Annotated in this window: 19 protein-coding genes; 10 read left to right on the top strand and 9 right to left on the bottom strand. The window is 46.1% G+C overall.

Features of this window, described 5'->3' with window-relative positions; genetic code table 11:
• The first annotated feature begins 24 nt into the window (after window positions 1–24).
• The 4 genes from ACJJI1_RS22235 (at window position 25) to ACJJI1_RS22220 (ending at window position 5,447) form a co-directional block, all read left to right on the top strand.
• Entirely contained in the window at window positions 25–2,565 is a 2,541-nt protein-coding gene (locus ACJJI1_RS22235; protein WP_444958056.1) for a CDP-glycerol glycerophosphotransferase family protein, read from the top strand.
• A 248-nt stretch (window positions 2,566–2,813) separates the two neighbouring features.
• A complete protein-coding gene (locus ACJJI1_RS22230; RefSeq protein ID WP_444958055.1) occupies window positions 2,814–3,533 on the top strand; it encodes a glycosyltransferase in 720 nt (239 codons plus the stop codon).
• 42 nt (window positions 3,534–3,575) lie between these two features.
• Window positions 3,576–4,376 carry a hypothetical protein gene (locus tag ACJJI1_RS22225; protein WP_444958054.1) on the top strand — a complete coding sequence of 267 codons (801 nt, stop codon included), beginning with the start codon at window positions 3,576–3,578 and terminating at the stop codon, window positions 4,374–4,376.
• A 123-nt stretch (window positions 4,377–4,499) separates the two neighbouring features.
• Window positions 4,500–5,447, top strand: a complete 948-nt coding sequence (locus ACJJI1_RS22220) for a hypothetical protein (protein WP_444958053.1) — start codon at window positions 4,500–4,502, stop codon at window positions 5,445–5,447.
• A 1,969-nt stretch (window positions 5,448–7,416) separates the two neighbouring features.
• On the opposite strand, the gene ACJJI1_RS22215 is transcribed toward ACJJI1_RS22220, so the two are convergent.
• The 3 genes from ACJJI1_RS22215 to ACJJI1_RS22205 are packed head-to-tail and all read right to left on the bottom strand — an operon-like array spanning window position 7,417 to window position 9,877.
• Window positions 7,417–8,418, bottom strand: a complete 1,002-nt coding sequence (locus ACJJI1_RS22215) for a hypothetical protein (RefSeq protein WP_444958052.1) — start codon at window positions 8,416–8,418, stop codon at window positions 7,417–7,419.
• Window positions 8,415–9,113, bottom strand: a complete 699-nt coding sequence (locus ACJJI1_RS22210; protein WP_444958051.1) for an ABC transporter ATP-binding protein — start codon at window positions 9,111–9,113, stop codon at window positions 8,415–8,417. Before ACJJI1_RS22210 ends, ACJJI1_RS22215 begins: the two co-directional genes overlap by 4 nt.
• Window positions 9,110–9,877 carry an ABC transporter permease gene (locus ACJJI1_RS22205; RefSeq protein WP_444958050.1) on the bottom strand — a complete coding sequence of 256 codons (768 nt, stop codon included), beginning with the start codon at window positions 9,875–9,877 and terminating at the stop codon, window positions 9,110–9,112. The genes ACJJI1_RS22210 and ACJJI1_RS22205 overlap by 4 nt, the downstream gene beginning before the upstream one ends.
• 214 nt (window positions 9,878–10,091) lie before the next feature.
• On the opposite strand from ACJJI1_RS22205, the gene ACJJI1_RS22200 reads away from it, so the two are divergent.
• The 6 genes from ACJJI1_RS22200 to ACJJI1_RS22175 all read left to right on the top strand — a co-directional run bounded on the left by ACJJI1_RS22200 (window position 10,092) and on the right by ACJJI1_RS22175 (window position 16,458).
• The gene (locus ACJJI1_RS22200) at window positions 10,092–11,150 is read left to right on the top strand and encodes a glycosyltransferase (RefSeq protein ID WP_444958049.1); all 1,059 of its coding nucleotides are present in this window, start codon (window positions 10,092–10,094) and stop codon (window positions 11,148–11,150) included.
• Window positions 11,143–12,234, top strand: coding sequence for a glycosyltransferase family 4 protein (locus ACJJI1_RS22195; RefSeq protein WP_444958048.1), 1,092 nt, complete (start codon window positions 11,143–11,145; stop codon window positions 12,232–12,234). The genes ACJJI1_RS22200 and ACJJI1_RS22195 overlap by 8 nt, the downstream gene beginning before the upstream one ends.
• Before the next feature lie 349 nt (window positions 12,235–12,583).
• The gene (locus ACJJI1_RS22190) at window positions 12,584–13,453 is read left to right on the top strand and encodes a glycosyltransferase family 2 protein (RefSeq protein WP_444958047.1); all 870 of its coding nucleotides are present in this window, start codon (window positions 12,584–12,586) and stop codon (window positions 13,451–13,453) included.
• Window positions 13,454–13,530: 77 nt separating this feature from the next.
• Window positions 13,531–14,646: a GDP-mannose 4,6-dehydratase gene (gene gmd, locus ACJJI1_RS22185; protein WP_444958046.1), complete on the top strand. Its 1,116-nt coding sequence runs from the start codon at window positions 13,531–13,533 to the stop codon at window positions 14,644–14,646.
• 3 nt (window positions 14,647–14,649) lie between these two features.
• Entirely contained in the window at window positions 14,650–15,606 is a 957-nt protein-coding gene (locus tag ACJJI1_RS22180; RefSeq protein ID WP_444958045.1) for a GDP-L-fucose synthase family protein, read from the top strand.
• An 81-nt stretch (window positions 15,607–15,687) separates the two neighbouring features.
• Window positions 15,688–16,458, top strand: a complete 771-nt coding sequence (locus ACJJI1_RS22175) for a glycosyltransferase family 2 protein (protein ID WP_444958044.1) — start codon at window positions 15,688–15,690, stop codon at window positions 16,456–16,458.
• A 38-nt stretch (window positions 16,459–16,496) separates the two neighbouring features.
• On the opposite strand, the gene ACJJI1_RS22170 is transcribed toward ACJJI1_RS22175, so the two are convergent.
• From ACJJI1_RS22170 to ACJJI1_RS22145, 6 genes are all read right to left on the bottom strand, one after another.
• Window positions 16,497–18,266: a BatD family protein gene (locus tag ACJJI1_RS22170; RefSeq protein WP_444958043.1), complete on the bottom strand. Its 1,770-nt coding sequence runs from the start codon at window positions 18,264–18,266 to the stop codon at window positions 16,497–16,499.
• A complete protein-coding gene (locus ACJJI1_RS22165) occupies window positions 18,260–20,140 on the bottom strand; it encodes a vWA domain-containing protein (RefSeq protein WP_444959411.1) in 1,881 nt (626 codons plus the stop codon). Before ACJJI1_RS22165 ends, ACJJI1_RS22170 begins: the two co-directional genes overlap by 7 nt.
• A gap of 2 nt (window positions 20,141–20,142) precedes the next feature.
• Window positions 20,143–21,183 carry a vWA domain-containing protein gene (locus ACJJI1_RS22160; protein ID WP_444941394.1) on the bottom strand — a complete coding sequence of 347 codons (1,041 nt, stop codon included), beginning with the start codon at window positions 21,181–21,183 and terminating at the stop codon, window positions 20,143–20,145.
• Window positions 21,176–21,721: a DUF4381 domain-containing protein gene (locus ACJJI1_RS22155; RefSeq protein ID WP_444941395.1), complete on the bottom strand. Its 546-nt coding sequence runs from the start codon at window positions 21,719–21,721 to the stop codon at window positions 21,176–21,178. The genes ACJJI1_RS22160 and ACJJI1_RS22155 overlap by 8 nt, the downstream gene beginning before the upstream one ends.
• A gap of 127 nt (window positions 21,722–21,848) precedes the next feature.
• The gene (locus ACJJI1_RS22150) at window positions 21,849–22,826 is read right to left on the bottom strand and encodes a DUF58 domain-containing protein (protein WP_444941396.1); all 978 of its coding nucleotides are present in this window, start codon (window positions 22,824–22,826) and stop codon (window positions 21,849–21,851) included.
• Entirely contained in the window at window positions 22,826–23,797 is a 972-nt protein-coding gene (locus ACJJI1_RS22145; protein WP_444897706.1) for an AAA family ATPase, read from the bottom strand. The genes ACJJI1_RS22150 and ACJJI1_RS22145 overlap by 1 nt, the downstream gene beginning before the upstream one ends.
• Window positions 23,798–23,962 lie beyond the last annotated feature (165 nt).

Genomic DNA, 23,962 nt, shown 5'->3' with positions numbered 1-23,962 from the left:
TTGTTGTCGGTTTTTGGTGTTGTGATGAAATATTATAAATTTAGAAGTCTATTAAAATCTGTATTATCAAGTGCCGGCTTGCTACCCTTGGCAAGAAAGGTTTATGGTAAAACCCTCGTGCAAAAGATAATCTCAATAGTCTTTAATAATGAAATTAAGTACCCACAAGATCTCTATGTAAAACTTAGGCAAAGTGAAGCTATAGAAGAGAATACCATTCTATATGAATCATTTCATGGGAGTTCAATAGGGTGTAGCCCATACGGTATATTTAAAGTGCTGTCTAACGAGTCTGGTTGTCAGGGTTTCAAGCATGTATTTGCCATTAAGCCTTCTGTGAAAATCCCACGAAATCTTGCTAATCTGAACAAAGTATCCTTTGTTAGGATTGGAAGCAAAAAATATATTTCGCTCTTGGCAAAAGCCAAATATCTGGTAAACAATTCTACATTCCCTACGTATTTTAATCGAAGGTCTGAGCAAGTATATATTAATACTTGGCATGGCGTGCCTTTGAAGAAAATGTTTATGGATGAAAGTAAAAAGGTTACCCTACATAGGAATTCAGCAAAGAATTTTCTCCATTCGACACATCTCCTTTTACCTAACAAGTATACTGCGGAAAAGCTATTGCGGTCATCCGGGCTAGAAGGGATTGTTTCTGCTCAAATTCATTTGGGCGTGCCTGCCAGGCAATGTTTGGCATCCTTAGCGAATGTTGATGAGTTACGAAGATATCTTGGAATATCCGGCGAGAAAAAAGTTATTTTTTACGCACCCACCTGGCGCGGAGAGTTAGGGGCAGGGAGGGCTCAGTCGTCTGAAATTGGCCAAGTGGTCGAAGCTTTATTGAATGAGCCTTCAAACCATGTAATTTTGTCTGTGCATAATATGGCTTCCGCTGATATTCAACTTTCTCCGCGATTATCCATTTTGGATGGAAGGGTTGATTCAAATGAAGTTCTTGCATTGTGCGATGTTTTAATTACAGATTATTCCAGCATAATGTTTGATGCGGCCAATTTGGGTGTGAAGACACTTTTATACGTATATGATCGGGCTGAATATTTAAGTACAAGAGGGTGCTACTTAAACTTTGATGACTTACCTTTCCCTTGTTGTCACTCTATTGATGAGTTAGTTGAAGCTTTAAACCAAAATTTAGACCAGGAAGGCGAAAACTATCCTGGCCCTAGCGAGCTTGAAGCTTTTTCTCTCGAAGGATCTTTGAAGTGTACAAAAGAATTGATCTTGGATATCTTTTTAGAAGGAAATACTATAAAAGGGAATTATAGTGCCCTGAATAGGCGGAAAAATATTGTTGTTTATTTGGGTGGATTGCGCCCAAATGGTATATCAACTTCTGCGATTAATCTCACTCGAAATTTCGATTACTCAAAATATAATCTGATTATTTTAACGTCGGGCGCTTTTATAGATAAGTCTGATGCCGCTAGGGATATAGTAAGAAAGTTTGACACTAGAGCTCATGTTTTACATCAAGCAGGTCCGATAGCATTTACAGACGAAGAGAAGTTTGCATGGGGTAAATTCCAATCTAATAACCTATTGGACGAGGAAGCGGAGAGAATATTAAGAGCCTGTTTCCAACGGGAAGCTGAAAGGTTTTTAGGAGGGGTGTGTTGTGATGTCGCCGTAGATTTTAGCGGTTATTCTCCTTATTGGTCCTTACTGATGGGATCGATACTAGCCAAGAGGCGGGTTATTTATCAGCATAATGATTTGCTATCTGAGGCAAATATAAGGTATAGATCCCTATTTGGTGTGTTTGCAAGTTATCGATTATTCGACAGAATCCTTTCTGTCTCTAAAGAGACTATGGAGCTAAATAAAAGCAGTTTAGAGCCTTTATATGAAGGGCTGGTAGAGAAATTTGATTTTATCCCGAATTTTATTGTTCCAGAGGAAATTAGAGAAGCGGCAAAGAAAGGTTCTAGTTTCCAGCTTGATGATGAACGTGTATTTTTTGCATGTAACTCTGACTCTTTGGGTGATAGGGAAAGGCGAGCCGCATTGGACGGAGTAAGCATTAACAAGGCTCTGCCAGTCGTATTTACTATGGGACGCTTATCAGGAGAAAAGGATCATAAGAAGCTTCTACATGCGGTGGCTCAGCTGGCTAAAGATGGGGTACAAATACAGTTATTTATTGCTGGAGAGGGCCCTTTGCGTGAAGAGTTATTGGTTTTACGTGATACGCTAGGCCTGGAGAATTATGTTTTTTTTATTGGGCAGTTATCCAATCCGTTCCCACTTTTGAATAGAGCTGATATCTTTGTATTGCCTTCAAATTATGAAGGGCAGCCCATGGTTTTACTTGAGGCTTTAACTCTGAGCAAACAAATAGTTGCAACTAATATTGCGGGTAACCGCAGCGTACTCGGGGATCACTACGGCACTTTGGTTGAGAATACTATTTCAGGAGTTGCGAGTGGGATTAAGGATGCCCTCGCAGGTAAAAGCTCCTTCGTGAACTTTGATGCCGCTAGTTATGTAAGGAAGACCTCGGATGAGTTTGAAAAGAAAGTTTTAGGTGCATACTAATACTGTATTAGTTATAACTCGGACGTTACTGAGGACCATGTTGCCACTTTAACTGAATTGTGGTCCTCAAATTTAGGCCACAGTGGATAGAAGCGTAATTGAGCAATTGGTTGACACATTGAAGTGTATGAGAGTCAACCTAGATGTTCAACTTTAAGGCGAATGAATATAGTCTTCGCTGTGTGAGGTTGGCGATATGACCTCGGCGTTAGTGCGACCCTGTATTAGAACTAAAATATGGTGATTTTTTGCGAAATTTTATTGCCAGTTTTACGGCATTAGTTACCTTCCATAGGGAGGGTTTGTTTGCCCATAAAACCCTCAAATCGATTGATCGGTGCAGACAGTTTGCTGAGGATCATGGCATTCCATGTAGGATTTTATGCTCGGCTGACAAGGCAGATGCTTTAACGGTAAGGACTCTTCGTTCCTCTCCTTTTCTTAGAGGGGAGGACTCTGTGGTGGAGGTGGACCTGGGAGACCTGGGTGAATCTCGTAATTATCTTGTTGGTGCTGCTGAAACTGATTTCATTGGTACATTTGATGGGGATGATTATTTTTCAGAAAACTGGATAGTTGAGGCAGTTAAGTTAGCAGCTATGAATGAGCTATATATTTGTCACCCGGAGATTATCATAACATTTGGTAAAGAACGACAATGGTGGCGTCAACCTGACCAGCTTTCGGATTGCGTTGAAAAAGAGGTTCTACTTAAGTTCAACCCTTGGAATGCCTGCATGGTAACTAATTTGGCATTAGCAAAAGAGGTTCCATACCAACCAGTTGCGATTGAGTCAGGTTTTGGATTTGAAGATTGGCATTGGAATGCTGAAACTATGGCGTTAGGAAAAATTCACCGTACGCCCCCAAAGACGATTAGGTATGAGAGGAGGAAAGCGACTGGATCGCTCTGTAAGTCCCACGAGGAAGGAGGGGCCACCATAAAAAAATCAAAAATATTTGATTAAGGCTATAATGTGTAGTTTTGAGGTAGTAAGATTCCTTGAAGGTTGGAATTAGTAAACTTTTCTGGTTATTTTAGAGTTGTAGAGATGCTAAAGGATAGAGTTAAGAGGCTTTTCAGTTATACAAGGAGTTTTTATTATGCGGCTCAAGCGAGATTCTCTAAAAATATTCCAGAGTGGGCTGCCGTTGATCTCATGTCAGTATCTAAAGAGATTGATATAAGTGTTTCAGGAAATGGAAAATGTGCCTCTTCTATATTGTATATCGATTTACCCTTATATGATAAAGAGGTCGGGCGTAATTATTTTTTTCTGAAGTCGTCTTTGAAAAAAAAATCATACACTTATATTTTTATTTCCCCAAGTTTAGAGTTGGCGATTGATTTATCATCAAAATGTTGTAGGGGTGAGGTTCAGGGTGTTGAAAGTGGCGATACTTTATTTTTGGTGATGGAGAAGGAACAAAGCCCTCATTTAGTTTCTTCCTGCTCTTCGATTGATGTGATTAATATTGGTAGCCTGCATTTGGGTCTTGTTGATCTGGGGTGTTTAATTGAACGTTTGCTAATACAGCTTAAGCCCGAAAAAATTTTTATTGTAAGCTCCTTGTTATGTTGGCGTCTGTTGGAACATAGAATTAGAACTTTAAATAACTTTTCAGAAGTAGCTGTCTATTTTCCTGGAGAGGGAAATCTCTGTGAAGAACTTCCAGATTCGCATCTAGAGAGGTTTATAATCGAAAGCATGCCATTTTTAGGTGATTTGATTTTTTCTGATCGTAAAATTATGGAGTACTGGCAGGGTCGCTTAGGGTTTTTTGGAGGCATGTTTCTAAGTGGTAAGTAACTACACGTATTTTGATTCTTAATTTTTGTCCCCCATGGTTTTGGTGAAATCACCCTTGCCGAATCATTTTGGAAGTCTGGGGATGTGGTTTTTTGACTGCGCTTGACCTGAGTATAAGGTTTAATGGATAAGCAAGTTTTTACAGTGTGTACCACGGATCGCCTAAATGGCGCCTTGGCATTATTTGACTCTTTGAAAGATACTAGCTTTTCAAAGTTTTATGTATTTTATATTGGTGATATGTCTGGCTTTAGGTTTGAAGTTGACCCAAGAGTAGAATTTATTTCATCCCAAGAAGTGATAGAGGGTGGGGTTCATTATCGAGGACGATATAAGCTTCTTTCTTTAACTGAGCAGTGTTGTTATTTGAAGGTGTATGCCCTCAAGTATATGTTAAACCTAAGTGACAATAAGAATACCTCCCTACTTTATGCGGATTCAGATATATATTTCTTCAACGACAACCTTGATTTTTTAGAGGGTGATTGGGACATATTACTTACTCCTCATCTCACGCCGGCCAGTCAAAGAGATATCTCTGAATGGGTTACCTTGATGAAGTCAGGTACTTATAATGCCGGCCTCTTTGCGGTGAAAGTAGGAAAGACTGGCAAGGACTTTTGTAATTACTGGATAGATTGTGTAAATACTGATTGTTCCATAAATTATTTTAGAAACATGAATGCTGATCAGAAATGGCTAGATCTTGTGCCCACCCTGTTTTCTGGGGTAAAGATATCTGATGACGGGGGCTTAAATGTGGGCCACTGGAGACTGGGTGAGGTAGACGAAATCAAGTTTATGAAGGGTGTGTTTAAAATTGGTGACATGGTTATTCGGTGTTTTCATTTTAGTGGATATTCTTTTGATCAGTTGCCAGTGATTTCCCGCCATTCGTCTCTGCTAGCAGAGAAAGGAACTGCGTTGCGGGATATGGCTGAGATATATTCGTTAAAAATAGAGGGGTATCAGGAGTTTAATCAGCCTTTAGGGTTTAGGTTGGGGGTCGGGTTTCACTTTATGAGAATTTTATCCAGGATTAGGAATTTTTTTCTAAAACTTGTCTCCTAGAATTTTCGTTTTAGTTGTTACAGTTTGTTTTAAATTTCGCAGCTGGATTATTTCTGATCGCTTGCTTTGTACATTAAGGGTCAAGCGGTCTAGCTTTTGAGTTTCTTGGGAAGTTAATATTGATAAGCAGGTTGCTCCCCGTGTAGCGATATAGGTGGCTACTAGGTTTTATACATTTTTTCCACCTTTTAATAAAAATCAATGGGTTGTATTTTGCGTGTAATAAGAGTTACAGATTTTCCTGGAGAATTGTACAGGGCTGGGTCAAGAATGAAGGGAAAAAACAGGCTAAAACTCCCCCACCAAATTAACTTCCAAATATAAGAGATGTAGCTCGTATGCTGGTAAGCCTTGGAAACTTTCTGGGGTGGGGCGGCGATGGTGAACTCGTAGTTAAAGCTGTCTGGCAGGGACACGCTATACCAGTCTATTATATGGAGGCAGCGGAGGCTTTAAATGATGTGTATAAAAAACAGAGCGGACGCTAGGGGGCAGGTTGGTGTCCCAATTTTTTATTTTCGGTTTCTGCTTTTTTGTTAGTATTATTTTTTGGATAATTATTAAATAAAGAGATTCTCTGTTTCATTGGTTATGGTATTCATGTTTAGCTGGGTGACCTTGGGAACTATTGGCGGAGGTGAAATTATTGGTACTAGCGAGCGTAGGTAACGTTAATTGTAAAGCCTAGCTAAAGCCCTTGTAATTATTCTTTTGTTTAAGATAGGTCTAGTTTTTCTACCAAAAAAAGATTCGAGGCTGTCTTGTAGGGAGTGTTGTAACTCAGGTGGTTGATTTATATTCAATATTGATAAAACGTATATTCCGGACATATTTGGAGTCACATTATTTCTATTTTTGAAGGTAGGTGGCTCTTTAGCAGCTTTTGGAGGGAGAAAGCTGTTTAAGAGATCTTTAGCAATGTCTTGTTTTTTCCCATTGTGATCATTCGTAGGGGAGCGAAATCACTGAATATGGGAATACTAAATTCCACCTAGCAAGAAGCCTTGGATTTGTATGCTGCTGCAAAGATATTTCGGTCAAATAGTGTAGGAGTGTAGAATGACAACCTATACTCTCTCTTGAATGAGGCTCCCTTTAAGCGTTGAAGTACCCCGAACTCTAAGTGCTGGCCTGAACTACGTATGCAAGCTAGTTATTCCAGTATCCTAATGGTTCAGCCAGCTGGGGCCCTTCTCTCCGCTCTGCACTTTTTTACTAAAATTTCATGGTTAATGTACTTTCCCTTAAGTTTTGGGTAAGAGGCTCCTTGTTGAAGTAGGGGGGGCTATTTTGACCTAAGACAAACTGAATCGCTATAAATCCAACCTTATCTGAGCCGATATGTATATGAATTTTCACGAATGTAAAAGGCCTGGTTACATTGCAAATTCAGGGATTGTCAATACTTTCATTTCATAGACTCTGTGGTAAGAGCTAGATTTAAAGCTTGAAGTAAAGCTCTACTTAGATCTTTCCGTAGAGTTGATCGAGCTCTTATACTCAGGTTCTATTTGAGTATAGGATTAGACCATTTAAGTGCTTTAAATAACAAAAGGTATTATTTTGCTGCCTCATTTTGCAAAATATTTTAGGTAAGGGTTGGCGGCATAAATAGGGCTTAATTTATACTTTGTGGGCATCTTTATCTAATTAATTATAAAAACTCTTTGGGGCTTCCTACTATATTCCTTGAGGCCTTTTAGTCTATTATAATTGACGTTTATGTCGCCATTAATATAGGATTGTCGACCTTGGTGTGTATTTGTCTGTCATATCGATACGAGTGATGGGGTGTGCCTCTCTAGGATGGTATAGGAGTGTTCACTGTGTTATTTCTTGTATAACTATACCGTTTGATCAGAGATCTTTAATTTAATCTTATTCAATTATTCAGAAGCTCACTTGTCTAAATTACCGAATGTAAATCCGCTAACTTTAATATTAGCCTTAAGTTGGAATGAGCCGTTGATTATTCGTTAAGCACAGATTGGTTGTTTTTTAATCGGCGTCGAAGATTGGTGTGTTTTTTATTTATTTCAGCTAATTGGGCCGCAATAGTATCTTCGGAAGCAGATATTATTTCGGGCAGGCTTGGAAGCCCAAGCGATTTAGGGGTTTTCTCGCTAGAAAAGCTGACCCCTTGAGCGCCAATTATTAAGTGGTTAAAGATTTGGGAGATCAGTCGCGCAGATGCACGTTTATTCCAGCTTAAAAATGCGCCTTTCTTTTTGCGTAAAGGATCATTTGCAAGGCTTCGATATAGTTGCTGTCTTAGTCCAAAAAGTTTATTTCGGGTTAGAATTGAGCTTGCGTAAATACCCGCAATGCTCGGAGTAACATTTCTGCTAATTTTGTCGGTTCGGATTGAATTTTGAGCCCTCGAAAGGCCTAAGCTACTTAAAAAATCTAAGATAAGGTTTTGGTCTTCCCACTGATTTTTGTCATATGGGCGGACAGTTACCTTACCGGAGTACTCTTTTTCCCAGCGCTTAACAAATAGCGTTTTGAATGCGGCGTTATAGACGTTAGGGTCGAGAAAGGTGGGGACATATTTCGCCGCTATATACTGCCACTTAAATGCTGTATATGATTTTGCGGTTTTTAGTCTTTGCATTACCCCTGATTCTAGATACTCATCGGCTCTGCGAATGTAAGTTATTACATAGGTCTCAGAGTGGTTTAGCCATTGTTTAAATAGGGCTATCTCTGAGGTCCTCAAATTGCAGAGAGCTTCCGCGCTAAGGATTAGGTGTTTGGGATTGCTGGAAATTATTTTATCCAGCTCAATCCAGCCTTCGCCTTTTTTGCCTGATCGGAGCTCTCGAAACAGGCATTCGTGGTGGTTTTCCTGATTTAGAAGTTGAGGGTACTCTATACCTTGTGCTCTTAGTGCTTCTCGATTTTGGTACAAAGTGGTTTGAATAGCGGTTGACCCGGTTTTATCCGAACCAATATGTACGTAAATCTTCATGCGGATACTGCCTCAGTTTCATACATATCTAGGATTTCTTGGGCTCCCCCAATTGCGTTAACCATTCCATTCTCTATCCACAGCACTCTGTCACAAAGTTTTCTTAATGTTTGGATGGAGTGGGATACTAGAACTACAGTCTGATTTGACTGCACTTTTTCCTTTAGCGCTTTTGTTGATTTCCGTTTGAAATCTTTGTCGCCCACCCCTAGGATCTCGTCAAGTAGTAATATATCTGGCGTTGCGTGAATTGCCGTGGCAAATCCGAGGCGAGCTTTTTGGCCAGCAGAAAATGTACCAACGGGCTCTTTGATTGTGTCGCCAAGACCTGAAAATTCTATAATGACTGGAATTAACTCTTTAGCATCACGGATGCTGCTTCCTTGGGTTACCAGCGCCATAAGAGCATTATCAATACCGCTCAGTTTTTTATTGAATCCTAATCCAAGTGATAGTAGTTGCGACTTAATTTGGGGTTGCCTGTGAATTTTTCCACTGTTGGGAGCGATAATATCAGCAAGTAGTTTAAGCAAGCTTGATTTGCCAGCACCATTTCGCCCAATAACGCCAAGTGTTTCGCTAGGTAGCAGTTCAAATGAGATATCCTTGAGTACCCAGTTCGGCTTTGTGAATAGACTCAACCGCCCACGGTAGGCAAGGCCTACTTTTGAGAATGTTAATATTGGAGAACTCATAGCAACACTCTTGGGTAAGTTCTATCCAGCGCTTTCATCAGGACCAGTGCGGAGATAAGGGATACAGTTCCAACGATGAGAGGGTAGGCTAGATCCCAAGTTGCTGGCATTTGGTTCTCTAGAAGAACCTTTCTGTAGCTAGCAAAAATTTCAGCAAATGGATTGAGAAACAGAAGTTCCTGAACCTCTGGGGGGCGGCTACTTATATCGAAGAAAATACCGGATGTGAAAAGTACGCCAGTTACGGATAGGGGTACAAGATGTCGTAAATCGGGTACTAGAGGTATAGTAGCCGCAGCTAACAAGCTTAGCCCGAGATTAATGACAAGCTGGGAGAAAATGACAGGGATAAGTCCTAGCCATGCGACGGAGGGGGCAAACCCTGAGAGCCATAGCGCACCAAAGAGTATTGGTAGGACGCATACAAACCTCAAGAGCATAGATAGATTGATCGAGCAAGCAAATATCCACTTGGGCAAGTAAAATTGGCCAAGTATCCCTTTGTTGTTAACTATCGATTCGGCGCTATTGCTGATGGATGACGCAAACCATTTAAATGGGAGCATGCCACACAGCAGGAATGCTAAAAACTCTGGCCCAGCTTGGTTGCCGCGGAATCCAGATGCGAATGCGAAGTAGAGAAGCCCTGTGAGAAGAAGTGGCTCCATTACCCACCAGACAGTTCCTAGATAGGTATTTTCCATGTCCGCTTTTAAGGCGTTTACGCCCCTGAGCCAAACAATATTGAAATGATTCTTAAGCATCCAGGTGTTACGGTTACAAATAGGAGTGGCATTATAAAGGCACAGCAGCGCCAAATATACAGTAAAAGCTTTAGAAACAACAGCTTACATGCTGTAAACTAGTACGTTGAATTTGTAAAGGCCGTATGTTTTGGTACAAAAAGTAACCGCAGCTCACTGTTATAGGACGTTCCTTCCTGAAACTCATGGAGGGCTGGAACAGGCCATATTTCAGATGGCTCGATCCGGAGGTGAGGTATTAGCCCTCTCTTGCAAGCCCGGCTCTTATGAGATTGAGCCCGGCTTGCAAGTTCGGGCTAGTCGCCGCTGGTTTTCTTTCAATTCAATGTGTTTTGGACCGGGTTTGCTACTGGATATGTGGCGTAGCAAAGCGAAAGTGTTGCACTTGCACTTTCCTTGGCCTTTTGGTGATCTTGCCTACCTATTTGCAGGCAAGCGGCGCCCCTTGGTTGTGACTTATCATTCTGATGTGGTGAGGCAGAGGTGGCTGCTGAAGCTTTATACCCCTCTCATGAATCGTTTTTTTGCCAAAGCGGATCGTATCGTCGCTACTTCTGAGCAGTATGTGGCAACAAGCCCTGTTTTGCAGCGCTGGAAGCATAAGGTCTCTGTGATTCCCTTGGGGGTTGATGAGGATACCTTGCCGCCCCCGCGTGAAGACGACTTGAAGCGTATTGAGGACACCTATGGCCAGGGTTTCATGCTTTTTGTTGGTGTTCTTCGTTACTACAAAGGCCTTGAATACCTAGTTCGCGCAGCTGAGGGGGCCGGCTGCCGCATATTGATTGCAGGGGCGGGACCAGAAGAAGGGCGTATGCGCGCTCTTGTTTCTAAGCTAGGTCTGAATAACATTGAATTTCTGGGGTTTGTATCCGATGAAGAAAAGGCCGCATTGTATAGACTGTGTGGTGCTGTAGTTTTTCCTTCCCATCTCCGTTCTGAAGCCTTCGGGGTCACTTTGATTGAAGGACTTATGGCCGGTAAGCCGCTAATAAGTTGTGAGATAGGCACCGGTACAAGCTTTGTAAATGAGAATGGTGTAACTGGCCACGTGATACCTCCAGCGGATAGCTCCGCGCTCCGGGCGGCTATGAATGACCTCAGCTCCAACCCTGAAAGAGCTAAGATGATGGGGGCTGCAGCCCGCCAGCGTTATGAGACCCTGTTCACGGGCGAGAAGATGCGAGAATCGTATCAAGAGCTTTATCGGGAAGTTCTAGGGTCTGATGTTGGTAGTGAGGTGATTGACTCCGACAGGAGTTCCTGTGCTTAGGATTGGTGTTGATGCCAGGCCATTGTCAGTTGTCACTACAGGTATAGGCCGTTATACGGAAGCCCTCATTGAGCGTATGGTAAAAAGCGGGCATGAATGGTTCCTTTATAGTGATGCGCCGCTCCCTGAGAGGTTCTGTGAGGCAGCTAATGTGGTTGTACGGACAGGGAAGGTTGGGCGTAAATCATTGGGTACTCTTTTTGCTCAAGCCCGCTTCCCATCCTGGGCTAGGTATGATGACTTGCAGGTGTTCTGGTCCCCCAGGCATCATTTACCACTGATGATGCCATCTTCGATAGGCCGGGTTGTGACTGTTCACGACATGGTTTGGGCGCGCTTTCCTGAAACCATGTCTGTATTTGGTAAATATCTCGAACGGGGGTTGATGCCCCCGTCTGTGAGTTCGGCGCAAGCGGTTATTGCAGTATCAGCATTTACTGCCGATGAGCTCACAGAACTAATGCCAAAGTCTGTGAGTAAGACCGTTGTTATTCCCGAAGCACCTTTCCTGGAAAATACTGGCGACCGTATTGATGGGGAGTATTTCCTTTTCGTTGGTACCCTGGAACCCCGGAAAAATTTGGAGCGCTTGCTAGCCGCATATCGAGCTTACTTGGATATGGCTACTCAAGGAGCATTGCCACTTTATATTTGCGGTGGACAAGGCTGGGGGCTGCCTCGTTTAAGTGAAGTTATTGAGGGGCTGGGTTTAGGGGAAATGGTAAAGGTGCGGGGTTATGTGCCTGATCACGAGTTAAGTGGCTTGTATCATAATGCCAGAGCTTTGCTTATCCCTTCGATTTATGAGGGGTTTGGGCTGCCTATTGTTGAGGCATTTTCGCAGAACACGCCGGTTTTGACCTCTAATACTGGAGCTATGCGGGAGGTGGCTGGAGGTGGAGCTATTTTAGTCGACCCTCTTTCGGTTTCTGGTATGGCTAATGGTATCCATCAGCTGCATTCAGACTTGGATTTGGTCCATAGTCTTCAGGAATCTGCATGCGTTAGGGTAAATGAGTTTTCTTGGGATCGGGCAGCGGAAGCCACCTTGACGGTGTTGGAGGAGGCTGCTATCAACGGATAGCTGGCTTTGGTTTAGCGTTAGCTTCTACACCATTCTCTATTTAGGTAGGCCTCTTGCTAATTCTCACTGTATATTTGTTTTCTGTAGTTTCAAGTTTGTGGGGCTTTAAGGCTTATCCAAATTTATTTTCTTATTGATTGTTTCGGTCCTCCTTTGAGGTTGTCAGGTTCTAACTGCCCTGGTTCCTATCGAAATTCCCATCTATCTCTCTCCTGACCCAGTTGTTGAAATCCCCGCCCATCATGTTTGTTGGCCAATATTGTAGGTTGCTAATTCCAAGTGTTGTGCTAATCGTTTAGTCAGTGCGTGATGATTCAAATGTCTAACAATATCTGCAATTGGTGCTGCTATGCGGGTTAAATTTTCCGTGATTGTTCCGGTCTATCAGCAGTGGCAATTCATTGAGGGGTTGATTTGTTGTTTGGAGTCTCAGGTCATTTCAAGAGACCTTTTTGAACTTGTACTGATATCAAATGACGGGAATTCTCCATCCTTTTTAGAGGGGGGAAGTTTTCAGGTTAAGAGAGGAAAGTGCAAAAAGCCTGGATCTTATGCGGCAAGAAACAGAGGGGCAGAGTTAGCTGAAGGAGATTGGCTTATATTTACGGATGCTGATTGCCTGCCGGATTCAAAGTGGATAGCCGGAATTGATAGGGCGGTTGGGTGTTGGGGGGGGAGTGTAAAGTTATTTGCCGGTGATGTGCGAAGTCAAAAGCAACATGGATTTTCCAATATCTATGAAGTCTATGACTTTATGAGAGGGATACCACAAGAGGTTTACGTATCTGCAGGAGTTGCGGCTACAGCAAATATGGTAGTTGATCGGTTTTTGTTCCTGAAGTTTGGCGGCTTTAGTGAGAATTCCTTTTCGAGTGGTGATTTTGAGTTTTGCAGAAGGTTGAGGGTGGGAGGATACCAAGTCTTATTTCTGAAATCTGCTTTTGTTCATCATCGAGTTAGATGCTCCTGGCAATCTGTAGCGACAAAGGCAAGGCGGATAAAGGGAGGGCAGTTTTTCCTCTCTCAAGGGGCAGGGAGGTTTAAGCTGATCCTATATACCCTTCTTCCGCCGGTAAGGTCGGTCGTATTTTTTTGGCGGAAAAGGGAAATTTATATTGGTTATAGATTGTTGGCAACTTTCGTTCAGATAAGGTTGTGGGGGGTTGAAATACGGGAGATGGCTCGCTTGATGTTAGGGGCGAAACCTGAGCGACATTGATCTTTGTAACTGTTTGGACGGTATTGGATGTGGAAAGGTGGTGCGCTTGTATACCAATAATTCTAACAGGCTGAGGCATGAAAAAAGCATTAATAACCGGTGTAACAGGCCAGGATGGCTCTTATTTAGCTGAATTTTTATTGGCGAAAGGGTACGAGGTTCATGGGGTTAAAAGAAGGTCCTCTTCATTTAATACGAGCCGCATAGATCACTTGTACCAAGGGCCGCAAGATGACAGTAGAAGGTTTTTTCTTCACTATGGAGACCTTACCGATACGAGCAATTTGACCCGAATTCTTCAGGAGGTGCGGCCTGATGAAATCTATAATCTGGGCGCTCAGTCACATGTTGCGGTCAGTTTTGAATGCCCTGAATATACTGCAAATGTGAACGGGCTTGGAACCCTCAGAATACTAGAGGGGATGCGTCTTCTGGGGTTGGATAAAACCAGATTTTACCAAGCCTCAACATCGGAGCTTTATGGTGCTGCCAAAGCTACCCCTCAGAATGAAAACACTCCTTTTTACCCTCGCTCTCCATACTCAATAGCAAAATTATTTGCTTATTGGACTGTGGTCAATTTCCGCGAGGCCTATGGCTTATATGCTTGCAATGGAATCTTATTTAATCATGAGTCATCACGGCGTGGTGAAACTTTTGTTACTCGAAAGATAAGCCGGGGTTTGGCAAATGTTGCCCAAGGTTTAGAGCGGTGCCTGTATTTGGGGGAGCTGAATGCACTGAGGGACTGGGGTCATGCTAGGGACTATGTTGAAATGCAATGGTTGATGTTGCAGCAAGAAAGTCCTAGGGATTTTATCATCTCTACAGGGCTGCAATACTCCGTTCGAGATTTTGTTCGTAATTGTGCTCAAGAGTTGGGGATAGCGATAGAGTTTCATGGAGAGGGGCAGAAAGAGGTAGGTGTTGTTGCTTCAATTGTGGGAGAAGATGCTCCAGCAGTTAAGTGTGGAGATGTAATTGTTAAAGTGGACTCTCGTTATTTTCGCCCGACAGAAGTGGTGTCACTAGTAGGTGACGCCTCATTGGCTCGGCAAGAGCTGGGGTGGGCACCTAAAACAACCTTGAAAGATTTAGTTGGGGAGATGGTTAAGTATGATTTGAGGGAAGCGAAGCGGAATTTGTTGTTGGCTGGGAATGGTTATCGCACTGAGCCTATTTTTGAGGAGTAGTTAGTGAAATACTCCCAGAGAGTTTTTATCGCAGGTCATCGGGGCATGGTTGGTTCGGCATTAATTCGGAGGCTGAGACCGGTAAAAAACTGTGAGGTCATTACTTGCCCTCGAGATTCGCTGGACTTGACAGATGCTAATGCTGTTTCTGATTTTTTTAATTCGGAATCGATTGATACTGTTTATTTGGCTGCGGCAAAGGTGGGGGGCATATTGGCGAATAGCAAACTCCCAGCTGATTTTATTTACCAGAATCTGATGATTCAGTGCAATGTAATTCATGAGGCGCATAAGGCTGATATCCAAAATTTGCTGTTTATTGGGTCGTCTTGTATTTATCCAAGGAATTCCCCCCAGCCGATACGGGAGCGGGACTTGCTTGGTGGTAGTCTGGAGCCGACTAACGAGCCTTATGCTATTGCCAAGATTGCCGGAATTAAGTTGTGCGAATCGTACTCAAGGCAGTATGGACGTAACTATCGCAGTGTTATGCCGACAAACCTTTATGGTCCACATGACAACTTTGACTCTGCAAATTCACACGTTATCCCTGCATTAATATATCGTTTCCATAAGGCCAAAAATGAAGGGCTGCAGAATGTCAGGATTTGGGGGAGTGGTGATGTTCGACGAGAATTTCTGTATGCAGAGGATATGGTTGATGCGTTGGTGTTTGTAATGGGTTTGGAAGATCGAGTATATCGATCCGTGACAGAGCCTATGTGCTCCCACCTAAATGTGGGTACTGGGGTGGATTGCACTGTCAAGGAGCTGGCTTATTTAATCGCCGAGATCACTGGGTTTGAGGGAAGTATTACATTTGACAGGTCAATGCCTGATGGTGTGCCGCGGAAGTTGCTAGACACCTCAAAGCTATCGAAGTTGGGGTGGGATTCCCAGACTTCCTTGGGGGTAGGGTTAAAGAAAACGTACGACTGGTATAGAAGTATTTTACGTTGATCGAATGTCAGATATTGTAATTTGTACTAAAGTTCTCAAGAGAGGTTTTACTTTTCACGAAACGACAACTTGAGACTTTTTGTGATAAAAATAAGCCTGATAACGGTTTGTCTAAATAGTGCTGACACCATTCGCGACACAATACTATCCGTGTTGGCTCAAGATTATGCAAATATTGAGCATATAATTATTGATGGTGGCTCTACTGATGGCACGCTAGAGATAATATCTGAGTTTAAAGACCAGGTCGCGTCAGTTGTGTCTGAAAAAGACTCAGGTATTTATGATGCTATGAATAAAGGCATATGCCTGGCGTCTGGCGATATAGTCGGCACAATTAACTCTGATGATGTCTATTCTGATAGTCGTGTAATTTCAAATGTTGTTAGCGAATTTTTAGTTTCGGGAGCCCAATCTGTCTATGCAGACCTAGAGATTGTGGCTCGCAATAATCTAAGCCAAAGAGTGCGTTTTTATGGCTCCAGTAAATTTAGGGTGTCTAAATTTCGCTGGGGCTGGATGCCACCCCACCCTACATTTTTTGTACGGCGTGACTGTTATAAAAAGCTAGGTTTATATAAAACCAACTACCGTGTTGCAGCAGATTTTGAATTGCTAGCTCGTTTTCTTCATCGGGATAAAATCAGCTTCAGACGCTTGCCAAAATGTATTGTGAAAATGCGTGAAGGGGGTGTTAGTTCCCAGGGTGTTTGGGGGCGGATTCATCAAAATCTGGAAATTGTTAGGGCTTGCAAAGAAAATCATATCTACACAAACTTTTTTCTGATTCTATTTAAAGTACCTCTTAAACTGCTCGAATACACAGGAATTGGCCTTACCCATAGACGGTGAAGGCCAACCTTTCCCTGTTTGATTTGAAGTGGCTCCTGTTAAGAGAACAGTGAGGGCAGGGCGCTATCCGCTTCACGGGATTCACTTTCAGGTTTCGCGTTCAGTAGTAAGTCGACTATTGCTTTCACCTTATTGATGTCCAAAGGACTAGCTGGTGACTTGTAAATAGCGGCGTCCAGAACTGCTTGGAGCTGATCCAGCTCAGGGATGTTCAGTTGCCTCGCGGTTTCAGCCAAGCTCTTCTCATTTACTTGCGGCCACTTTGCAGCAAGCCACTTTAAAGTGGCTTGCTGGATATGGATGGGGTTCTCACTCTCCAGAGCTTTTTTAAGGGCACGGGTTTCACGTTGTAAGTCGGGAGCCTGGGTGTGGTTGCTAGGTATTTGCTGGGCGGGTTTGCGCCTCTGAAAGAAAAAGTACAGCACCCACAGTAAGTGAGAGGCAATCGCGATAATAGCCAGGTTGCGCCAAAAATGGCTCACAGTACCGACTTGTTCGGTGGGTGTAGCTGACTGAGGTACTTTAGCACTGGTTTCATTGTCGCTGGTTACTGCAGCAGCAGTACCGGAAACTGAGAAGCGAAATGCCGGTAGTTGAGTGGTGCGTTGTCGTTGGCTTTTTGTATCCCACCAGGTCACAGTGACGGGAGGAAGCTCGTAGTCCCCGGGTTGTGTAGCCACAATCGCGGTTGTCTCAATACGGCTTCCGGTAACGCCGTTGGGCCCAACCTGGTCTTCTTGTTGCGGTTGATCGGGGTAAGTTTTAAGGCCATCCACGTTGAGTTTGGGAAGTGGGGGCAACTGTGCGGCCCTGAGCCCTTCGGCACGTACGGTAAGAATTCGGGTAATAGGTTCGCCTACGGCAAAGGTGTCCGGGTCCTGGCTCCAGCTTTGAACAATGCCGAGACTGGCAGCGGGCAGCCATTGGCTGCCAGAGTAGTCAGCGGGTTTTGGCAGCACTTCAATAGACTTCTCCTGGGAGCGAAGTCGAAGCCTTTGACTGTTGCGATTAAATAGGGAGAAGGGGTCCCTGCGCCCAGCGATGGCCACGTAGGTTAGTGCGGGAATGCTGAGCTTGCCTGAGCTATCTGGGAAAACGGCGTAGGTAACTTCGTAAACCGCATGGCTCACATCATTGAGCTTGCGCTCATATCGCTGCTCATCGACTTTTTCTGCATGAGCGCCGGCAACCTTGAGAGGCTCTGTTGCGATATCGTGTAAGCCGATAGTGGTGTACAGGCGAATTTTTACCAGCAGTTGCTCTTGGACATAGACCTTTTCCTTGTCGAGTGTTACTTCCAGAAAAGCCTGCTTTTCACCGCCGTTAGGTCCACTTTGCGCCTCGGTGACCGTGACGGGAACTGCATCGGAAACCTCTCCTTGATAGTTAAAAGAGGGGATAAACAGTTTGCCTTCCCGTTTGGGGGCTAGCGCCAGTACCCACTCGACAAAACTCTCTGCACGGCCATTGATAACGCGATACTGGTTGGACTGTTGGCGTGAGAGAATATCGAAATCCTGTTCCAACAAGTCAAAGTCCGGTTGTCCACCACTTTTGTCTCCTGAATAGCGCACACGTAAATTGACTGTCTCATCAATTCCAATCTTATCTCTATCGACCGTTGCGCTGAGATCGCTTGCTAAAACCGGTGTCGACAGACAAAGTGCTATTGCAAGAAGTAGCAAAGCGAAGGCGTGGCTGAGTGGGAGGCTCCAAAGTTTTATTCGGTTGTTAATGATTGCGTCCATAGGCATTTTTGAAATCAGTGTCCTTGAATCCAGCGACATTGTTCTACTGTTCTTTACCATCTTTGTGTCGCCCCATTTTCCGGTGGCTCCCACTCTCCGCTGCGATAGGCACGGCGCCTTTGCAGGCTCTCGTATTTGAACTTCTCGCGCATCAGGCCGGCTGGATCATCGGGAATTTGACGGAGCCATTGGTCCAGGGCTTGTTGGGTTTCCTGGTCGAGTGGGCTTTCTTCAGCGCCAGTAGGTTGCGATTCCCCTTGCGGCGGTTGTTCTTCACCCTGTTGTTCACCGTGCTGTTGTTGTTCGCTCTCCTGCTCTTCCTGGCCCTTTTCTTGGGAGCCCTGCTGCTCCTCACCTTGGGGCTGTTGCTCAGAGGACTCTGGTGAACCAGAGGGCTGTTGATTATTGCCCTGTTGTTGCTCGCTGGACTGCTGTTCGTTGTTCTCAGCTTGCTGCTCTTGGTTTTGCTGTTGCTCCTGGCTCTGCTGCTGGCCCTGCTGGTTCTGTTCCTGCTCGCTTTGCTGCTGTTCACCGGACTGCTGTTGGGATTGCTGCTGTTTTTCTTGCAGCTCTTTCAACTTTTCAGCAATTTCTCGATTGTGCTCGGCATCGGCAAACTCGGGCTGCTTTTGCAGGGCTTCATCGTAGGCTTTGATAGCTTTGTCGTAGTCCCCTTGTTGCACCAGGCTGTTGCCAAGATTGTACAAGCTCTGTGAATTATTACTTTGGGCGAAATTTTCCTGGGCCTCTGCGTAATTGCCTGCGCGATAGTTGGCAGTGCCTTTCCATTCGGGGTTGTGAAATTCTTGTGCGGCCTCTGCCGGCTGTCCCTCTTCCAGTAGGCGCTGGCCTTGCTGGTCTTTGCGTTGCCATAAATCCTGCCATTCAATAGCCTGGCTTTCACTTGAAATCCCAGTTAGCAGCAGTAAGGGCAGGGCGCATGCCAGAGCTCCCCGACGGAAGAGTAGAGCTGCAAAGGGTAGTATTAAAAGTAGTAATAGCGGCCCTTCATCCCGCCATTGGTCGAACTCTCTTTCAGTGAGCTGCGCTTGTTGCGGGCTGTCAGTTTGAGGCAGTAAGTAGTCGATATCGCTGTCATTTACCGTAATTTTGGCAAAACGCCCTCCGCTGGACTGGGCGAGCTGGCGAAGCTCACTGGCATCGAAATTGGAGATGACGATGGCCCCTTTACTATCGGTCACAAATCCACCGGTAGTCCCCCGTGGGATGGGGCTGCCCTCGCCGCTGCCCACGGCGAGTATGCTCATCTCAACTTTTGCGTTGGACAGAGCTTTGGCGACCTCATCGGCGGCCATTGAGTCTATGCCGTCGGTAACGGCAAGTAATTGCCCGCGTCCTGCGGCTCCATCCTTTAACAGGCGAATCCCGGTATCGACAGCCATTTCGATATTGCTGCCGGGGACGGGCATGATTGAGGGCGACAACGCGGGTACCAGATTGGCGATAGTAGCCGTGTCCTCGGTAAGAGGGGTGACGACATGGGCTTCTCCAGCATAGGCGACGAGTGCGGTGAGGCCGTCTTTTCTCTGGCGCAAAATATCCAAAATTTTAAGGCGGGCGCGGGTTAGTCGATTGGGTGATAGATCTGTCGCCATCATGGACGGTGACAAGTCTAGCAGTATGACCAGGGCATCCTGGTTGCTGTACACCGGGGTTGGCAGCTTGCGCCAGGCAGGGCCGGCCAGAGCGATAATCATCGCGACCAGCAGCGCAAATATTAATGCGAATAACCAGGGTCTTTTACTGCCACCGCGCAGTAGAAGGTGGGGCAGCAGATCTGGGTCTATGACCTTTTGCAGTTGAGCGCTGTTGAGCACCATCTTTGCCAATCCCCAACAGAGTAGTGCTGCGGGAATTAGCAGCCACAGAACCCCAGGGCGCAGGAAGTGGAAGGATTGGATTAGGTCGAGCATATTCACTGGGCTTGACCTCCATTGTTACGACTTATCTCTTCTCGTCTGGCAGGGAGCTGAAAATTGCTCGCCAGGGGAATCAAGGCCCAAATTCCAGCCAGTAGTAGGGCGATACTAAGGGGCAAGGTGAACAGGGACTTCATGGGGCGGTAACTTTCCGCTTCTTGTTCGACAGGCTCTAACTTATCCAGTTCGGCATAGATTTCTGCCAGCTCCTGCGGGTTGTGGGCGCGGAAATAGCGGCCCCCGGTTTTGTCGGCGATTTCCTTGAGTGTCTTGCTGTCGAGGTCTCGCGAAGGGTTAATTCTGCGGCTGCCAAAACGGCTCCCCAGAAGGCCGGGTTGAACCATTTCGTCGGCACCAACACCGATGGTGTAAACGGTAATGCCCGCTTGCTGTGCCAGTTCGGCAGCTTTGAGTGGGGAGACTTCCCCCGCAGTGTTGGCGCCATCGGTGAGGAGTATCAGCACGCGTTGCTCTGCGGGGCGTTGGGTCAGGCGTTTGACCGATAGCCCAATGGCATCGCCGATGGCAGTTCCCTGTCCAGCAAAGCCGATCTGGGCCTCTTTTAGTAGAGTTTCTACCGTCTCTCTGTCGTAGGTAAGTGGGGCTTGCAGGTAGGCGCGAGTACCAAACAGTACCAGCCCCAAACGGTCACCTTTGCGCCGTTCAACAAAGTCACCAACCACTTGTTTTACTGCATTGATACGCATCGCCGGTCGGCCATTAATTACCATATCGGGCGTTTCCATACTGCCTGAAATATCTACGGCAATAAGGAGGTCCCTTGCGCTGCTGGGTTGAGATATCGGCTCCCCATACCACCGGGGGCGGGCTGCGGCGCTAATTAAAAGCAGCCAGATCAGAATCAGCAAAAACAGATTGAGCAGATTGCTTTGTTCACCGCCGCCACGTTGGGATAGCTCCGAATAAAATGGCACCTTCAGGGCGCTGCTCATGGGTTTGGAGCGGGGTAGCAGCCAGCGAGCGAGTAGCGGGAGTGGGGCTAAAAAGAAAACCCATGGCCAGGCGAATTCAAACATGCGCGGCCTCCCCGCCCTGGTGTTGTGGGCTGTTTTTGGTGGGTTGTCCGTGCTGCTTCACCCATAAAATGGCATATTCCTGTAGCACTCGGTTTTTGTCTGGGTCACAGCTGCCGCGATAGAGGTTTTCAATGAGTGCTTGTTGCGCATCAGAGGGGCACTCGAGTGGGGCTGACTTTTTCAGGAATTCGACCCATGCTGTGCCGATAAGATTGCCGCACTCTGTACGGCTATAGGTTGTAACTGCCACTCGCTTAAGTATTTCATTAATTTCTGGTACTGCATCCGCCTCCTCAGTATTTACTGCGGCGAGCAGTGAGGCTGCTTCAACACGATAGCGATTGCGTTCAATTTTTTTGCGCCGCTGCCGCCACCATAAGGCAGCGGCGGCCACACAGACAAGAATTAATACGGCCAACATCCACCAGCCTGGAGCGGGTGGCCACCAATTAACCGCATTGGGCTCTTGTATATCGCGGAGTTGCGATAACAATTCCTGGGCCTCGGGCGAAGGCGCTTGCGGTGTTGGGGATTGCATTTGTTTTGCCAGAAGACTTCCTTTTATCACGACTGGCCCTCAATTAAATTGCCAGTGCGTTTTGCCTTCGCTCCTTGGTTCGCCAAAACATTGGCGACTAGCTTTTTCTGCACTTTCAAACTCATTACTACTTGGGCCTTCTCGTATTTTGCCAGCCATTATTTCTTTGCCGCGAGCCGTAGACGGACATCAGTGCTGGAATAAGCGGTTGGGTGTTATCAAAGTCCAGCAATGGCAGCCGATAACGCCGGCACAGTTGTTCAACCTCGGCGCGGGCGCGGGCTTGCTTTTCGGCAAAATGTTCGTGTACCGGCCGATTGCCGGCATGAAGGAATGTGCGCTGGCGACCGTCAGATATAGTGAGGGATTGGCCGGGCAGATGTTGCTCCAGCGGGTCCGATACCCTCAGTACCTGGAGGTCGGCATGGCGGGATAAAAGATAGAGTGGCTGTGAGCAGCTCTCGTCGAGATCGTGACAATCACTGATTAAAAAGAGCGCACTACCGGGGCGTGCGATTCTTCGCGCTTCCTCCAGCAATGTTTTCAGTGTTTGGTTGCCCTGTTCGGGGATGGGGCTGTTCAGTTCCGCAGCGCGGGCAACCGTACTGTGGATCATCGAAAGTACGGCGTGGTGGCTGCGGCGCGGGCGCACTGTATCTATTTCCCGGTCGGAGAAAAGTAGCGCCCCGATCCGATCACTGTGCTGTAAGCCAGCCCAACCCAGGGCTGCAGCGATGCCGCTTGCCGTCACCGATTTAAATGCCCTTTGGCTGCCAAAAAACATCGGCGAGCGCAAATCCAACAGGATAACTACCGGGCGTTCGCGCTCCTCTTGGTAAAGTTTGGTGTGGGTTTGGCCGGTTCGAGCTGTTACGCGCCAGTCAATGGAGCGCACATCATCGCCTGCCTGGTAGTTCCGCACTTCCTCAAAATTCATGCCGCGGCCGCGATAGCGAGTGAGCAGGCTGCCGGCCTGATCACTGCGGGCCAGGCGCGGTTTGAATAATTGCAGCTGCCGTGCGGCGTAACGCATTTGCACCAGCGGCGTTACTTCAGGGTAAGCCCCGCGCAGTTCGAGCTCAGTTGGGGATGCTTCAGCGGACATCAGATCGCAGGCACCTGTTGAAGTAATCGCTCAATTACCTGGTCGGTAGTAATTCCCGCCGCTTCCGCCTCAAAACTCAACAGGAGTCGGTGGCGTAAAATATCGGGAGCGACATTCATCACATCATCTGGGGTGACGTAGTCGCGCCCGGCGAGCCAGGCGTGAGCGCGCGCGCAGCGATCCAATGCAATTGTTGCTCTCGGACTTGCACCAAAATCTAGCCATGACGCCAGCTCGCTGTCATACTTCGCCGGCTCGCGAGTAGCAATGACAAGTTGGACAGTATAGGTTTCCACGGCCTCAACCATCTGCATTTCCAGAATTTGGTTGCGCGCCTGAAGAATGGTCTCTTGGCTGATAATTTCAGTGGGGCGATTTTCGCCAAGGCTAGCCTCGGATCTGGCCAGGCGCAGGATTTTTGCTTCCGCCTCCGCATTGGGATAGGCAAGATTTACCTGCATTAGGAATCTATCTAATTGTGCCTCTGGCAGAGGATAAGTCCCTTCCTGCTCAATAGGGTTTTGGGTAGCCATTACCAAAAATAACTGGGGAAGGGGATAAGTTTTTCGGCCGACACTGATCTGCCGTTCTGCCATAGCTTCGAGCAGCGCCGACTGAACTTTGGCTGGCGCGCGGTTAATCTCATCGGCCAGTATCAGGTTGTGAAACACTGGACCTGGTTGAAAATGGAACTCTCCGGTTTCCGGCCGGTAAATGTCGGTGCCGGTAATATCCGCCGGAAGCAGATCTGGCGTAAATTGAACGCGATGGAAGTCACCCTCAATAGCTTCGCCCAGTGTTTTAATGGCCTTGGTTTTGGCCAGGCCTGGCGCTCCCTCCACCAAAAGGTGGCCATCGGCCAGCATGGCGATCAGCAATCGGTTAACCAATCTCTCTTGACCGATAATCTGCTTTTCCAACCAATCGCCCAAAGCGGCGATATGATCCCTAATAGTCTGGTTTGCTTCCATAGTATCTCTTCTTCTGAGAATTTAGCCGCCGCACGGACCTGGCTGGCTTTCTACCATCTATATATAGTCGCCGCCGAGAAGGTGGCGACTGATGATTTTAGCGGCACCAAATGAAGAGGCAACTCTTGAGACGTAGGCCTCTGCCGAGCCGACTAGATTCTGAGG

Source organism: Microbulbifer maximicatervae (SeqCode) (genome assembly GCF_052467065.1).
This window is presented reverse-complemented; position numbering and strand designations above follow the sequence as displayed.